This window comes from Nocardia canadensis, from assembly GCF_032656385.1.
Taxonomy (GTDB): Bacteria; Actinomycetota; Actinomycetes; order Mycobacteriales; family Mycobacteriaceae; genus Nocardia; species Nocardia canadensis.
The window spans coordinates 121,865-135,610 of record NZ_JAVCWB010000004.1 but is presented as its reverse complement, the minus strand read 5'-3'; the positions used below and the strand labels follow the sequence as shown (position 1 = coordinate 135,610).

The 13,746-nt window shown below is 69.2% G+C and carries 16 protein-coding genes and 2 tRNA genes; 12 read left to right on the top strand and 6 right to left on the bottom strand.

Annotation, left to right across the window (positions count from 1 at the left end; all coding sequences use genetic code 11):
• The first annotated feature begins 99 nt into the window (after positions 1 to 99).
• Both Q7X29_RS09385 and Q7X29_RS09380 read left to right on the top strand, forming a co-directional pair.
• Complete coding sequence (locus Q7X29_RS09385; protein ID WP_316573827.1) at positions 100 to 1,401, top strand: diaminopimelate decarboxylase family protein; 1,302 nt, start codon at positions 100 to 102, stop codon at positions 1,399 to 1,401.
• A gap of 133 nt (positions 1,402 to 1,534) precedes the next feature.
• Positions 1,535 to 1,867, top strand: coding sequence for a hypothetical protein (locus Q7X29_RS09380; RefSeq protein WP_316573826.1), 333 nt, complete (start codon positions 1,535 to 1,537; stop codon positions 1,865 to 1,867).
• 64 nt (positions 1,868 to 1,931) lie between these two features.
• On the opposite strand, the gene Q7X29_RS09375 is transcribed toward Q7X29_RS09380, so the two are convergent.
• Positions 1,932 to 3,587, bottom strand: coding sequence for a helicase HerA-like domain-containing protein (locus Q7X29_RS09375; protein WP_316573825.1), 1,656 nt, complete (start codon positions 3,585 to 3,587; stop codon positions 1,932 to 1,934).
• Positions 3,588 to 3,688: 101 nt separating this feature from the next.
• Between Q7X29_RS09375 and orn the strand changes: the two genes are divergently transcribed.
• From orn to Q7X29_RS09360, 3 genes are all read left to right on the top strand, one after another.
• Positions 3,689 to 4,327 carry an oligoribonuclease gene (orn, locus tag Q7X29_RS09370; protein ID WP_218720860.1) on the top strand — a complete coding sequence of 213 codons (639 nt, stop codon included), beginning with the start codon at positions 3,689 to 3,691 and terminating at the stop codon, positions 4,325 to 4,327.
• Between the two features lie 55 nt (positions 4,328 to 4,382).
• Positions 4,383 to 4,455, top strand: a tRNA-His gene (locus tag Q7X29_RS09365).
• A gap of 122 nt (positions 4,456 to 4,577) precedes the next feature.
• Positions 4,578 to 5,888 carry an FAD-binding oxidoreductase gene (locus Q7X29_RS09360; protein ID WP_316573824.1) on the top strand — a complete coding sequence of 437 codons (1,311 nt, stop codon included), beginning with the start codon at positions 4,578 to 4,580 and terminating at the stop codon, positions 5,886 to 5,888.
• Between the two features lie 2 nt (positions 5,889 to 5,890).
• Here the strand turns inward: Q7X29_RS09360 and Q7X29_RS09355 are convergent, their stop codons facing one another.
• On the bottom strand, positions 5,891 to 6,418 hold the full coding sequence (locus Q7X29_RS09355) for a CGNR zinc finger domain-containing protein (protein WP_218720862.1): 528 nt from the start codon (positions 6,416 to 6,418) through the stop codon (positions 5,891 to 5,893).
• Positions 6,419 to 6,443: 25 nt separating this feature from the next.
• Here Q7X29_RS09355 and Q7X29_RS09350 point away from each other — a divergent pair, with 25 nt between their 5' ends.
• Both Q7X29_RS09350 and Q7X29_RS09345 read left to right on the top strand, forming a co-directional pair.
• Complete coding sequence (locus tag Q7X29_RS09350) at positions 6,444 to 6,620, top strand: hypothetical protein (RefSeq protein WP_218720863.1); 177 nt, start codon at positions 6,444 to 6,446, stop codon at positions 6,618 to 6,620.
• 107 nt (positions 6,621 to 6,727) lie between these two features.
• On the top strand, positions 6,728 to 7,081 hold the full coding sequence (locus tag Q7X29_RS09345) for a hypothetical protein (RefSeq protein WP_218720864.1): 354 nt from the start codon (positions 6,728 to 6,730) through the stop codon (positions 7,079 to 7,081).
• A gap of 64 nt (positions 7,082 to 7,145) precedes the next feature.
• Here the strand turns inward: Q7X29_RS09345 and Q7X29_RS09340 are convergent, their stop codons facing one another.
• On the bottom strand, positions 7,146 to 8,354 hold the full coding sequence (locus Q7X29_RS09340) for a L,D-transpeptidase (protein WP_218720865.1): 1,209 nt from the start codon (positions 8,352 to 8,354) through the stop codon (positions 7,146 to 7,148).
• A gap of 353 nt (positions 8,355 to 8,707) precedes the next feature.
• Here Q7X29_RS09340 and Q7X29_RS09335 point away from each other — a divergent pair.
• The 3 genes from Q7X29_RS09335 to Q7X29_RS09325 all read left to right on the top strand — a co-directional run bounded on the left by Q7X29_RS09335 (position 8,708) and on the right by Q7X29_RS09325 (position 10,454).
• Positions 8,708 to 8,780 (top strand) — tRNA-Lys (locus Q7X29_RS09335).
• A 623-nt stretch (positions 8,781 to 9,403) separates the two neighbouring features.
• The gene (locus Q7X29_RS09330) at positions 9,404 to 10,033 is read left to right on the top strand and encodes a transglycosylase SLT domain-containing protein (RefSeq protein WP_218720866.1); all 630 of its coding nucleotides are present in this window, start codon (positions 9,404 to 9,406) and stop codon (positions 10,031 to 10,033) included.
• A gap of 76 nt (positions 10,034 to 10,109) precedes the next feature.
• On the top strand, positions 10,110 to 10,454 hold the full coding sequence (locus Q7X29_RS09325) for a hypothetical protein (RefSeq protein WP_218720867.1): 345 nt from the start codon (positions 10,110 to 10,112) through the stop codon (positions 10,452 to 10,454).
• 9 nt (positions 10,455 to 10,463) lie between these two features.
• Here Q7X29_RS09325 and Q7X29_RS09320 read toward each other — a convergent pair whose 3' ends face one another.
• Positions 10,464 to 11,084, bottom strand: coding sequence for a LysE/ArgO family amino acid transporter (locus tag Q7X29_RS09320; RefSeq protein WP_316573823.1), 621 nt, complete (start codon positions 11,082 to 11,084; stop codon positions 10,464 to 10,466).
• A 72-nt stretch (positions 11,085 to 11,156) separates the two neighbouring features.
• On the opposite strand from Q7X29_RS09320, the gene Q7X29_RS09315 reads away from it, so the two are divergent.
• Positions 11,157 to 12,056 carry a LysR family transcriptional regulator ArgP gene (locus tag Q7X29_RS09315; protein WP_218720868.1) on the top strand — a complete coding sequence of 300 codons (900 nt, stop codon included), beginning with the start codon at positions 11,157 to 11,159 and terminating at the stop codon, positions 12,054 to 12,056.
• Between the two features lie 24 nt (positions 12,057 to 12,080).
• Here the strand turns inward: Q7X29_RS09315 and Q7X29_RS09310 are convergent, their stop codons facing one another.
• A complete protein-coding gene (locus tag Q7X29_RS09310) occupies positions 12,081 to 12,425 on the bottom strand; it encodes a zinc ribbon domain-containing protein YjdM (protein ID WP_316573822.1) in 345 nt (114 codons plus the stop codon).
• Positions 12,426 to 12,444: 19 nt separating this feature from the next.
• A complete protein-coding gene (locus tag Q7X29_RS09305) occupies positions 12,445 to 13,248 on the bottom strand; it encodes an alpha/beta fold hydrolase (RefSeq protein WP_316573821.1) in 804 nt (267 codons plus the stop codon).
• Between the two features lie 101 nt (positions 13,249 to 13,349).
• On the opposite strand from Q7X29_RS09305, the gene Q7X29_RS09300 reads away from it, so the two are divergent.
• Positions 13,350 to 13,661, top strand: a complete 312-nt coding sequence (locus Q7X29_RS09300) for an ArsR/SmtB family transcription factor (protein WP_218720894.1) — start codon at positions 13,350 to 13,352, stop codon at positions 13,659 to 13,661.
• Positions 13,662 to 13,746 lie beyond the last annotated feature (85 nt).

Here is a 13,746-nt window from a genome sequence, read left to right as displayed (position 1 = left end):
GTCAAGGACCCGTCAACATCGAGTTCAGCGGCCCACCAACGGCGTAGTCCTGGAATCGGCCCCGCCATCGGAACGCGGGGGCGTCCCCAGGAGACCACCGTGACGTTGCTCGAGATCTTCCCCTCGTTGCGCGCGACCACCGTGCCGCGGCTCGACCCCGCGGTCTGGCCGGCCGACACGCACTACGACCAGGACGGCCGGATCACCCTCGGCGCGGTCGCCCTCGCCGATATCGCCGACGAGTTCGGCACCCCCGCGCACGTGGTCGACGAAGCCGAGGTGCGCGAACGCTGCCGCGCCTACCGCAAACACTTCCCCGACGCCGAGATCGTCTACGCGGGCACCGCGCTCATGGTCGGCGCGGTGGCGCGCTGGGTCGTCGAGGAGGGCCTGTCGGTGCAGGTCGGGTCCGCCGGTGAGTTGTCGGTCGCGCTGGCCGCCGGGATCGAGCCGCGCCGGATCGTGCTGCACGGCAACGGCAAGACCTTCGACGAACTGAAGACCGCCGTCGGCTGCGGCGTCGGTCGCATCGTCGTCGGCTCGCTCACCGAGATCACGCTGCTGGCCGCGCTGGCCACCGCCCCCCAGCAGGTTCTGCTGCGCGTCGCCACCGGTATCGATGTGCCCGGCAGTCCGGAATTCGGGTTCCCGCTCGGTAGCACTTCGCTCGAGACCGCGGTCGCCAGGGTCGCGGCCCAACCGCATCTGCGGCTCATCGGCCTGCACTGCCACCTCGGCGCGCAGATCCACAATCCGGACCACTACGGCGAGGCGATCCGCCGCATGATCGGCGAGCTGGCCTGGATCGACGCCGAGTACGGCATGGTGCTGACCCACCTCGACATCGGCGGCGGGCATGCGGTGGCCTACCGCAGCGGCGACGCCGAGCTGAACCTGCGCGAGCTCGCCGACATCCTCGACGACGCGCTGGACGCCGCCTGCGCGCGCCACCGGTTTCCGCGGCCCGCGATCACCATGGAGCCCGGCCGCGCGATCGTCGCGCGGGCCGGCGTCACGCTGTATCGGGTGCTGTCGGTCACCGAGACCGCCGAGGGCGGGCATCGGGTGATCGTCGACGGCGGCGGCTGTGGCGGGCAGGGCCGTGGCCACGGTGGGGCGCTGGTGGTCAACCGTCACCCCACCGGCGCGCAGATGACCGCATCGGTCGCGGGCAGGCACAGCGAGACCGGTGAACTCCTCGCCACCGAGGTGCGGCTGCCCGCCGACCTGCGGCCGGGCGAAGTGCTCGCACTGCCGTGCACCGGGGCTTATCACCACGGGCTGGCCTCGACCTACAGCACCGTCGGCAGGCCGCCGATCATCGCAGTCGCCGCAGGGCGGACCACGCAGCTGCTGCGCCGCGAGACCACCGCCGACCTGCTGATGCGCGAACTCGGCTGACGCCTCGCGCCGGGCGCCGTCCGGGCTGGTGGCGACGCCCGCCCCACGCCTAGGATCAGACATGTCGGGGAAATCGAACAAAACCGACCCACGGTGTGCTCGTCCGGTGACCAGTGCACCGGAAGAGGCAGCCATGAAGACCGACACGAAACATCAGCCAGGCATTCGCCGACTGTTCCTTGGTCTCGCGGTAGCAGGTGCGACCCTCACCTTTGCGCCGGCGGTGGCGGCACCCGTCATCGCCGCACCCGCCACCACCGCAGGCGTGGCGCTGACCGAGTATCCGCGCTGCGACGACTGGAACAACCGCCACGGGGACTACTGCGACCGCGACCGCGGCCACCGCTGTGACAACGACTGGTACGGCCGCAACCACTGGAACGACCGCAATTGGGACTACTGCGACCGCGGTCGCGGTGGCGGCCACAACAATGGGTTCCCCTGGGGATGGTTCGGCAGCAGCTGAGCCGCATCGCTCCCACATCGCACGGCCGGAACCGACTGCCGACCGTGCGATAGCCGGCGCTCCGCTACCGGCGCCGGGTACCGAAGATACTGCGGCTGATCTCCCGACCAGCCGCGCTGGCCGCTGACCGCAGGAAACTCTTCACCGCCGGATTCTTCATGATCCGCTCGGCCGCCGAATCCTCCTCCGGCCGCGCCCGTCCCGGCGCCTGCGGCGCGGGCGGGGCCGGATCGGCGGCGGCCACGCTGGCCAGCAGCATCTCGTAGGCCGATTCACGGTCGATGCTCTGTCCGTACTTGCCCTGCAGGGGACTCGACAGCGCCTTGGACTTGATCGTCTCGTCACCGATGGTGTCCATCAGCGAGCGCGGCGGCACGATCTTGGTCCAGGCCACCGGGGTCGGCGCGCCCTTCTCCGAGAGCACGGTGACCACGGCCTCACCGGTGCCCAGCGAGGTCAGCGCCTCCTCCAGGTCGTACACCGTCGACTTGGGGTAGGTGCGCACCGTCTTCGACAGCGCTTTCTGATCGTCGGGGGTGAACGCGCGCAGCGCGTGCTGGACCCGCGCGCCGAGCTGGGACAGCACCGGATTCGGGATGTCGGTGGGCAGCTGGGTGCAGAAGAACACCCCGACGCCCTTGGACCGGATCAGCTTCACCGTCTGCTCCACCTGCTGCAGGAACGCCTTGGACGCCTCGGCGAACAGCAGGTGCGCCTCGTCGAAGATGAAGACCAGCTTGGGCTTGTCGACGTCACCCACCTCGGGCAGCGTCTGGAACAGATCGGCGAGCACCCACATCAGAAAGGTGGAGAACAGCACCGGTCGCGCCGCCTGCTGACCGAGTTCGAACAGCGTGATCACGCCCTGCCCGCCCGCGGTGCGCAGCAGATCGGCGGGATCGAGTTCGGGCTCGCCGAAGAACGTGTCGCCGCCCTCGGCTTCCAGATTCACCAGCGACCGCAGGATCACCCCCGCCGTCTGCGCCGAGACACCGCCGATGCCCTTGAGGTCGTCCTTGCCCTCGGGACTGGTCAGATGGGTGATCACCGCGCGCAGGTCCTTCAGATCCAGCAGCGCCAGGCCGCGCTGGTCGGCCCAGTGGAAGATCAGGCCGAGCGTGGATTCCTGGGTGTCGTTGAGACCGAGCACCTTGCTGAGCAGGATCGGGCCGAACGAGGAGATGGTCGCCCGGATCGGCACGCCGATGCCCCCGGTGCCGAGCGAGACGAACTCGGTGGGAAACCCGCTCGGCGCCCAGTCGGCGGCACCGGTTTCGGCGGCCCGCGCCTTGATCTTGTCGTTGTCCTGGCCCGGTTCGCTCAGCCCCGACAGGTCGCCCTTGACGTCGGCCATCACCACGGGAACGCCCGCCCGGGACAGCTGTTCGGCGATGCCTTGCAGCGTCTTGGTCTTACCGGTGCCGGTGGCGCCGGCGACCAGGCCGTGGCGGTTCATCATCCGCAGCGGAATGCGCACGCGCGCAGCGGGATCGGTCACACCGTCGACCATCACCGTACCGAGCTCGAGCGCGGGTCCGTCGAAGGCGTAACCCGCCGCGATCTGCGCCGCCGCGCCGGACGCCGCCTGCGCCGGTTCGGCACTGGACGCGGCGGCTTCCCGCTCGGCGGCCTCCGCGGCCGCGGCCGCCTCCGCGGCGACCCGCGCCGCCTCCTCGGCCGCCTTGCGTGCCGCTGCCGCCTTTTCCTGGGGGGTGGTCATTCGCGCGTCCTCCGTTTGGTCACAACTGCCGTACGCAAGAAATGCTCGAAACGTCTGCGGGGAATTCCAAGCAAACTGTATCGCCCGTTAGGGTGGCTCAGGTGTCAGACAAACTCTTGGTCTGGATGGATTGCGAGATGACGGGGCTCCGTCTCGACAGCGACAAGCTGATCGAGATCGCCGCGCTCGTGACCGACAGCGACCTGAACATTCTCGGTGACGGTGTCGACATCGTCATCCACGCCGACGACGCCGCGCTGGCCTGCATGCCACCGGTCGTCGCCGAGATGCACGCGAAATCCGGTCTCACCGAAGAGGTTCGGCGCTCGACCGTGACCCTCGAGCAGGCCCAGGCCGAGGTACTCGACTACATCCGCCAGTACGCGCCCACCGCGCGCACGGTGCCGCTGTGCGGCAACTCGATCGCCACCGACCGTGGCTTCATCGCGCGCGACATGCCCGAACTCGACGAGCACCTGCACTACCGGATGGTCGACGTGAGCTCGATCAAGGAACTGTGCCGCCGCTGGTACCCGCGTATCTACTTCGGGCAGCCGGAGAAGGGTCTGGCACACCGCGCCCTGGCCGACATCAAGGAATCCATCCGCGAGCTCGAGTACTACCGCCGCACCGCGTTCGTGCCGCTGCCCGGCCCGTCCACCACCGAGATCGCGGCCGTCGCCGAAGCGGTCACCGAGGCCATCGATGTCACCGGATCAAGCCCCCGACCAGCGGATTAGGGCCTGACGCCCGAAACACGCTAGTATCTACGGCGCCGGTGATTCACCGGTGATGGTGAGTGTAGTTCAGTTGGTAGAGCACCAGGTTGTGATCCTGGCTGTCGCGGGTTCGAGTCCCGTCACTCACCCCGAGATGGAAAGCCCGGTCCGCGAGGACCGGGCTTTCCGCGTTTTCCGGTATCCCCTGTCACAGTCCCCGCCGCACCGTCGTCGTCTCGGTGGACCACCGAGAGAACTGAGGAATTCGACCATGGGAATCGACGAACTGCGCGGCACCGTCCGGGGCGCCGTGCTGCTGCCGGGTGACGCGGGCTTCGAGCAGGCCGCCCGGCCGTGGAACGTGGCGGTGACCCAATCGGTCGGCGCCGTCGTCGCGGCCACCGACGCCGAGGACATCGCCGCCACGGTCGGCTGGGCCCGGCGCGCGGGCCGCACGGTGGTGACCCAGCCGACCGGCCACGGTGCCACCGGCGACATCGACGACGCCGTCCTCCTGCGCACCGGCGCGCTCGACGACATCGCGATCGACCCGGTGCGGCGACGGGCCCGGGTCGGGTGCGGCGCCCAGTGGGGCCGCGTGCAGGCCGCCGCGGCGGCGCACGGGCTGTCGGGCCTGGCGGGCAGCAATCCCGTCGTCGGCGTGACGGGGTACACCCTGGGCGGCGGGTTCGGCTGGCTGGCCCGTGCGCACGGCTGGGCGTCGAACGCGGTCCGCGCGTTCGACATCGTCGACGCCGAGGGCGTGCGCGGCCTGGTCGACGCCGAATCCGACCCCGACCTGTTCTGGGCGCTGCGCGGCGGCGGTGGCGACTTCGCGATCGTCACCGCGCTCGAGTTCGATCTCGTCGAGCTGCCCCGGCTCTACGGCGGCCGGGTGAGCTGGTCGGCCGAGCGCACCCACGAGGCGTTCGCGCTGTTCACCGCGCTCACCACCGACGCGCCCCCGGAACTGTCGGTGTGGCTGCAGCGCTGTCAACTGCCGGGCGCGGCGCCCACGGTCGCCATCGACTTCGCCTACCTCGGCGAGCCTGCCGACGGCCGCGCGCTGACTCGCGGCCTCGACGCGCTGCCGGGCGCGCTCGCCGACACCAGGGCGGCGATGACGGCCGACCAGCTCGGCACCATCACCGCCGAGCCGACCGATCCGAGCCCCTCGCTCTCGCGGGGCGAACTGCTCACCGATCTCGGCGACGCGGTGGTGAAGACCCTCGTCGACGCACCGGTGGCGCCCCTGCTCAATATCCAGATCCGCGGCCTCGGCGGAGCACTCGCCGAGGCCGCTCCGCACGACGGCGCGCGCGGACCGGTCACCGAGCCGTACGCGCTCTATCTCCTCGGGCTGGGCCTGCCGCACCTGGTCGACGACGTCACCGCCGGGTTCGCCGCGATCCTCGACCAGCTCGGCCCGCACCGCACCGGCGCCAAGCCCTACACCTTCCTCGCGCCCGGCGAGTCGGCGAGCGCGGCGTTCGACGAGGCGACGCTGGCCCGGCTGCGCCGGATCAAGCGCGACCGTGACCCGCATCAGGTGCTGCGGGCCAATTTCCCGGTCCTGGCGTGACGCTAGCGGGCGGCGGCGCGGCTCGCCCGGTGCCTGCGGACCGCCGAGCGGTTCGCGCATGCCGGGCTGCAGAAGCGCTGCCGTCCGTTGCGTGAGGTGTCGGCGTACACGCGCGCGCAGTCCTGCGCGGCGCAGCCGCCGAGGCGGTCCATGCCGAGCCCGGTCAGATGCAGCGCGGTGCCGACGGTGATGAGCGCCGCGATCTGCCGGTCGGTGGCGACGCCGGGGTCGCGGAAATGCAGGTGCCAGCCGTCGCCGGCGTGGTCGGTCAGCCGGGGCGCGGCGGCGTACTCGCCCAGCAAGGTGTTCAGCAGCGCGGCGCGGTCGGCGGGATCGACGCACTCGACCACGCGGCGCCAGCGCGTCAGAAACGCCGTCACGGACGTCAGATCGGCGTCGGTGGGCGGCGTGGACAGCACCAGTCCGGCCGCCGCGCAGCGTCGCCCCAGTTCGGCCGCGCTGTCACACGGCCGGTTGAGCAGGTCGACCCCGAGCTGCACCGGCTCTCGTCCGTAATGGTTGTAATGCACAATGCCATTACATCAGACTCGAAGCATGACCAGCCATCCCACCCACACCTGGCGGATCGAGTCCTGCCACCGCACCAGCGAGGGTCTCGTCGCCTATCAGCGGTGCCGCTGCGGCGCGCGCCGGGTCGTCGTCGGCGATCCCGGCGTCAGCATCTCCGGCGAACTGCGCGGCAACGACGACGGGCTCGCAGCGACCGCCTAGCGACTCCGGGCAGCGCCATGACGAACATCACGTTTGCCCGCTACACTCTGGACCACTGCCCAGATGTGGGGCATCTCTCGTCAGCGTTCGACCGGAAAGACCACTTGATGAAGCGTTCCACCGTCGTCGCGGCCTTCGCGGCCGCCACCGCGCTCGGCCCGATCGCGGGGACCGCGGCGGCCGAGTCGCCCGGCCTGCCCCTGTCCCCGTATGTCGCCGCCGCGCCGACGGCCACCGGCGATTTCGGCCTGCCCAGCGACAAGCCCGAGTCGGGGTCGGCGCAGAGCGGCTCCACCACCGGCGTCGAGACCACCGGCTCTTCCGGCACCGGCTCGGCCGGCCTGCCCAACCTCGACCGGCTGCTGTTCGGCGGCCGCATCCTCTGCGGAGCGCTCGGCAGCGCGCTGGCCGTCGCCGGCGAGGCGATGATGGACTGCGCCGACCTGCCGACACCCGCCTGAACCACCCCGTTCACGCACGAAGGGCCACCGGAAACCTCCGGTGGCCCTTCGCTTTTCGCGCGGATCAGGCGACGTCGGCGTTGCCCGCCTTCCATTCCGGCCACGGGATGTTCCAGTCCCCGAGACCGTCGACACCGGACAGGGTGCCGCCGACGGTGTTCTTCACGATGGTGATGTCACCACGCTTGGCGTTCTCGTACACCCAGCGGGCGTTGGCCGGGCTGAGGTTCAGGCAGCCGTGGCTGGCGTTGGAGTAGCCCTGCTGCCCCACCGACCACGGCGCGGAGTGGAAGAAGATGCCGCTGTAGGAGATTCGCGTCGCGTAGTCGACCGGGGTGCGGTAGCCGTCCGGCGAGTTCACCGAGACGCCGTAGGTCGAGGAGTCCATGATGATCTTCTCGTGCCGGTCGCTGACGATGTAGATGCCGTTGTCGGTGGGCGTGGAGTCCTTACCCATCGAGGTCGGCATGGTCATGATCACCTGACCGTTGCGTTCCACCGTCACCTGGTGGGTGTTGTCGTCGGCGGTGAAGATCTGCGCGTCGCCCACGGTGAAGAACGAGTGGATGTTGTCCTGGCCGTACAGCCCCTTGCCGAGGTCCTTGCCGTAGACGTTCACATCGATCGTCACCTTGGTGCCCGGTGCCCAGAAATGCTCTGGGCGCCAGCGCACTTCGCGGTTGTTCACCCAGTAGAAGGCGCCCTCGACCGCGGGCTCGGTGGTGATCTTGATGGCGTCCTGCGCGGCCCGGCGATCGGGGATGTTCTCGTCGAACTGGATGGCCACCGGCTGACCGATGCCGACCACCTCGCCCTCGCCGGGGAGCAGGTACGGCTTGGTCTGGCTGTTCGGCGAGCTCGTGGTGAAGCTGAGCGTCGTCGAGTTCACGCCGCCCAGACCCATCGCGGAGGCCGTCAGCTTGTAGGTCTTGCCGTAGCCGAGCACCTCACTGGTCGCCCAGGAACGGCCGTCGGCGGCCAGCTGGCCCGCGACCGGGCGCCCCTCCTTGTTCGTGAGCGTGACCTCGGTGAACTTGCCGTCCTCGACCTGGAAGGCCATCGGCATACCGGGCGAGACGCCGACCTGCCCGTCCTTGATCGTGGACACCAGCTTCGGCTTGATGAGTTCGGTGATCGGGTTGCGGTCGATCGCCACCTCGACCCCCGCGCCCTCAGCCGCCGAGCAAGCGGACGCGCCGAGCGCGAAGACCGCCAGCAACGCCACCGGAACGATCGTCCGCAGCGACCGATGTCGCCCCCGAGTCTTACCCATGTCAACCCCGTTTCCGTACCGACGCAATAACTGTGTGCGCCGCAGATCCCATCGACGCCTATCGCTCGTGCCATCCGCGTCGACGGGGGCGGTCGAGATCGTCGTCCCGCCATTCTGCCAGCCCGCCCGGTCGCCACCAACGGGAAAGCCCCCGCGACACGACCAAGTCACAATCGTTAGATACGCCGCGGGGCCTCCGCCGTTAACAACCCGAAGAGTGCCGCATTGTTGCTGGTCAGAGCCCGATTTCACTTTCCGGCCCGAAGCCTGTTAATGTTTGTTCCGCACCGGAGAGCGGGGCTGAGGGAGACACCGAGAGGTTCTCCCCCAGAGTCGCGGTCCGAGCAAACCAAGCGCCATTAGCTCAATTGGCAGAGCAGCTGACTCTTAATCAGCGGGTTCGGGGTTCGAGTCCCTGATGGCGCACAACAGACCGCATCCCGGCAGTTACCGAAACTGCCGGGATGCGGTCTTTCTACCTCCGGTCGTCTGTCCGGTAACGGTCACGAGGTCGTTATCGAACCGCCATGGACAGCAGCCCATCACATCACAGCAGTCACGATCCGGACAGGCTGGAGCTGCGCAAACGCTCGCCAAACCCGATTTCCGCAAACTTTTTCTGTGACGCGCGGCACATCTTTCGAGGCGGCAAACTCCCTGCGTAGATAACGATTCCGCAACTGCGCAGGGAACCGACCAAGATCGGCAGCGTTTGCCGTTCAGGTCTCGTTCACCTTCTGTTAACCCACCGTGACCATTCTGCAATCAGGTCACAAACAGACCTGCGGTTTGGTTAGCCCCGGAGTATCCAACTTCGAAGAGCACGAGAACCGAACAGCGCGTGGTCTCCCCGCAGCCAGCTGTGGAGCACCGTGCGACGCGCGGACCGCCATCGAGCGTCCGACCTCCTGACAGCGTCGCACATTCCCATACGGACAGAAACAACACATCGCCTGACCGGCGTGCGCCGCTGCGTGCGCTGCGCGATCCACCGCGCCTCCCCACCGGGGCCTGCGGTCGCCAGACAGAGATGAAGGAACAGAACAGCAATGCTCAACAAAGACAAGCTCAGCACCGTTATCGGCCGTCGTTCGCGCCGTGAGGCGTTCACCGTGGCGGTCGCCGCGGTCGGTCTGGTCGCCGTAGCCGCGTCCTCCGCCGTCTCCTTCGCCGACGACAGCGTTCCCGAGCGTGCTGCCATGGTCGTCGAGCAGGCGGAGAGCATCCCCGCCGTCGGCGCCGCCCCCGCCATCCAGGCGATCCCCGCCCCGGCCCCCGCGCCGGAGGCCGCCCCGGCCCCCGCGCCCGCTCCCGAGGCCGCCCCGGCCCCGATGCCCGAGCCGGCTCCCCCCGTGTACCCGGACAACCTGGACGGCTGGATCCGCCAGGCCCTCGACATCATGGCCGCCAAGGGCATCCCCGGCACCTACGAGGGCATCCACCGCAACATCATGCGCGAGTCGACCGGTAACCCCCAGGCGATCAACCTGTGGGACTCCAACGCCGCGATGGGCATCCCTTCCAAGGGCCTGCTCCAGGTGATCGACCCGACCTTCGCCGCGTACCACGTCGAGGGCACCCCCTTCGACGTCTGGAACCCGGTGTCCAACATCGTGGCGGCCTGCAACTACGCGGCGCACCGCTACGGCTCGATGGACAACGTCAACAGCGCCTACTGAGCCACCTGACGGATCAACGCCCGTGCCCCGGTCATCGCCCGACCGGAGCGCGGGCGTTCGTCGTAGAATCGCCCCCGTGCCAGACAGCGCCGATCAGGCACCCGATCACGCGCATTCCGACGCGGCCACCGCGAGCCGCGTCGCCAAGGCCCGCAGGCTGGCCGCCTACCTCTGGGACCGCGATATCCGCGGTGCCGAGCTGCTCGCCCTGCCCGCGGCCACCCTGCGCAAGCTGGCCAGGGCCGCCGACACCAATCCGCCGAGCACCGGCGAGACCTGGCAGGTGGTCGCCGACCTGCTCGAGCAGAAGGACGCGTGGGCGGCCCGCAATCCCGGGCACGCCGCCGCGGTCCGCGCCAACGCCGACGAGAAGCTGCTGTGGGTGAAGCCGCCCGTCACCCCGTGGACGACGGGGTCCTGAGCCGCGCCGTCAGGACACGACGAGACCGATCGCGAGCGCGACCATGATCACCGCGATCACCGAATCGAGCACCCGCCACGCGATCGGCCGCGCGAACAGCGGCCCGAGGCGGCGCGCGCCGTATCCCAGCGCCAGGAACCAGCCGATGCTGGCGAGCATCGCTCCCCCGGCCAGGAACCAGCGGTCCGGGCTCGCGTAGGTGCTCGCGAAGGAGCCGAGCAGCACCACGGTGTCCAGGTACACGTGCGGGTTGAGCCAGGTCAGAGCCAGACAGGTGAGGACCGAGGCACCCACGGCCACCGAGGCGCCCGCCGCGTCGGCGATCAGCGCCGACGAACTCAGCGCCCGCCGCGCCGCCAGCACCGCGTAGCCGAACAGGAACGCCGCCCCCGCGTACCTGGCCACCGTGAGCACCGCCGGCACCGCCTCGACGACGGTCCCGAAGCCCGCGACCCCGGCCGCGATCAGGACGATGTCGGACACGGCGCAGACCGCGATCACCGGCAGCACATGCTGCCCGCGCACGCCCTGGCGCAGCACGAACGCGTTCTGCGCGCCGATCGCCACGATGAGGGAGAGCCCGAAGCCCAATCCGGAGAGGGCGGCCAGTGCCGCGGAGGATGCCGTCACGTCGTTCGACGTTAAGAGGGCATCAATTTTCAGGCCAGCTAATGATTCTTCACTACCATTAGAATTTCTTACATGGATCTGCAGCTGGACCAGTTGCGCGCGCTCGACGCGGTGCTCACCGAGGGCACCTTCGAGGCGGCGGCGCGGCGGTTGACCGTCACCCCGTCGGCGATCAGCCAGCGGATCAAGGCGCTCGAGGAAGCCGCGGGCCGCATCCTGGTGCAGCGCTCGAAACCGGTGCGCGCCACCGAATCCGGGCTCGCGGTGCTGCGCTTGGCCCGGCAGGTGGAACTGCTCGCCGCCGACACCGCCCGCGAGCTCGGCGACGTCGACCGGCCCGCCGGGCGGCCGGCGCGGATCCCGATCGCCGTCAACGCCGATTCGCTGGAGACCTGGGTGATGCCCGCCCTGGCGAGGGTGGGCGACCAGATCTGCTTCGAACTGCATCGCGAGGACGAGGAACACACCACGCGACTGCTGCGCGACGGCACCGTGATGGCGGCGATCACCTCGACCGCGACGCCCGTCCAGGGCTGCAAGGTCGTCGCGCTCGGCGCCATGCGCTACCAGTCGCTGGCGACGCCGGATTTCGTCGCGGACTGGTTCCCCGACGGCGCGCGCCCCGGCTCGTACGCGCACGTGCCGATGATCCAGTTCGACCGCAAGGACGATCTCCAGTTCCGCCACGTCGGCCGCCGGTCGACCCTGCCGATCGACCCGCCGATGCATTTCGTGCCGTCGTCGAACGCCTTCGGCGACGCGGTGCGCCTGGGCATGGGCTGGGGCATGCTGCCCGACCTGCAGACCGAAAAGGAGAGGGCCGAGGGCACACTCGTCAATATCGACGGCCGTGCCCACATCGACGTCCCGCTCTACTGGCAGCAGTGGAAGCTCGACTCCCCCGCGCTGGGCAAGACCGCGGCGGCCATCGTGGCGGCCGCCGCGGACAAGCTGATCCAGCCGGTGCGGTGATCTCGAACCGTCACGTGGCCCTCGTCAGACCTTCTTCACCACACTGGACTTCAACTGCATCGGTCCGATGCCGTCTACCTTGCAGTCGATGTCGTGATCACCGACGCCCTGCACCAGGCGGATGTTGCGCACCTTGGTGCCCGCCTTGATGCCGGTCGGACTGCCTTTGACCTTGAGGGTCTTGACCACCGTCACGGTGTCGCCGTCGGCGAGCACATTGCCGACGGCGTCGCGGATCACCTCGGCACCGGCGTCGTCGGCACCGGCGGGCGACCACTCGTTGGCACACTCCGGGCACACCAGCAGGGCGCCGAGCTCGTAGGTGTATTCGCAGGAACAGGCGGGACAGGGCGGCAGCGAATCGCTCATCGGTATTCCTTCGGGGAGATCAAGCGGCGGAGAGGAATTCGACGAGGACCCGGTTGATCTCGTCGGGCTGTTCGAGGTAGCCGTAGTGCCCGCACCGTTCGATCTCGGCATAGCGGGCGCCGGGGATAGCCTCGGCGACCTCGCGGCAGAACCGCGCGGGCACCATCTGGTCGTCGGCGAATCCGACGACCAGGCTGGGCACGGTGATCCCCCGGTAGGCTTCGCGGCGGTCCTGGGAGCGGTCCATCCCCAGCTGGGCGCGGGTGCCGGGAGTGCCCTTGCCCGAGGTGAATTCGAAGATGTCGAGCCACTCCTGCGCCTTGGCCGGGTCGGCCAGGGTGTGCGGGGACAGGTTCAGCATCGCCTTGACCGCGGCCGCGTACTCCGGGGGCAGCGCGATCCCCTTGTCGAACAACGCCTGTTCGCCGCGGTTGAGGGTGCTCGACACCGGGTGCGGCCGCGCGGTGGCCGCGAACATGACGGCCTTGCCCAGCAGGTCGGGACGGGCCAGCGCGAGCTCGGCCACCACCCGCGACCCCATCGACGTCCCGACCACGTGCGCGGGTGCGCCCAGGTGCTCGATCAGCGCGGCGGTATCGCCGACCAGATCGGCCATGGTGATCCCCGCCGCCGACTCCGAGGACGGCGCGATCCCCCGATTGTCGACCGTGACGACCCGAAAGCCTGCCCCGACCAGGGCGGGCACCTGATACGTTCGCCAGACCCGGCCGGGGCTGCCGCTGCCCATCACGAGCAGGACCAGCGGCCCGGACCCGGTGACGTCGTAGTTGAGCTGGATGCCGTTGAGCGAGGCGAGGGGCATATTTCTCCTGTTAGCCTGTTTGCTAAAGTTAGAAAACACCATACCGCCACGGCAGGACGGGGTTCACCACGGTGCCAGGATTGAGCAGGCCGCTGTACCAGATGAAGGCCGACTTCTTCAAAACCCTCGGCCATCCGGTCCGTATCCGGGTGCTGGAGTTGCTCAGCGAGCGCGAACACGCGGTCTCGGAGATGCTGCCCGAGGTCGGCGTCGAGGCGGCGAACCTGTCTCAGCAGCTGGCCATCCTGCGCCGGGCCGGCCTGGTGACCGCGCGACGCGAGGGACTGTCGGTGACCTACGAACTCACCTCGCCGCGCGTGAAGGAGCTGCTGATCGTGGCTCGCGCGATCCTGACCGGCGTAGTCGCCGGGCAGGCGGAACTCCTCGAGAACCCCGAGTCCACCGTAGCCTGACCCACCCGCTCCCCACCGGGCCACCTTCACCCACTGATTGCACATTTTCTAAATTAGACACCTAGCAAGTTGACAAGGAGAACAC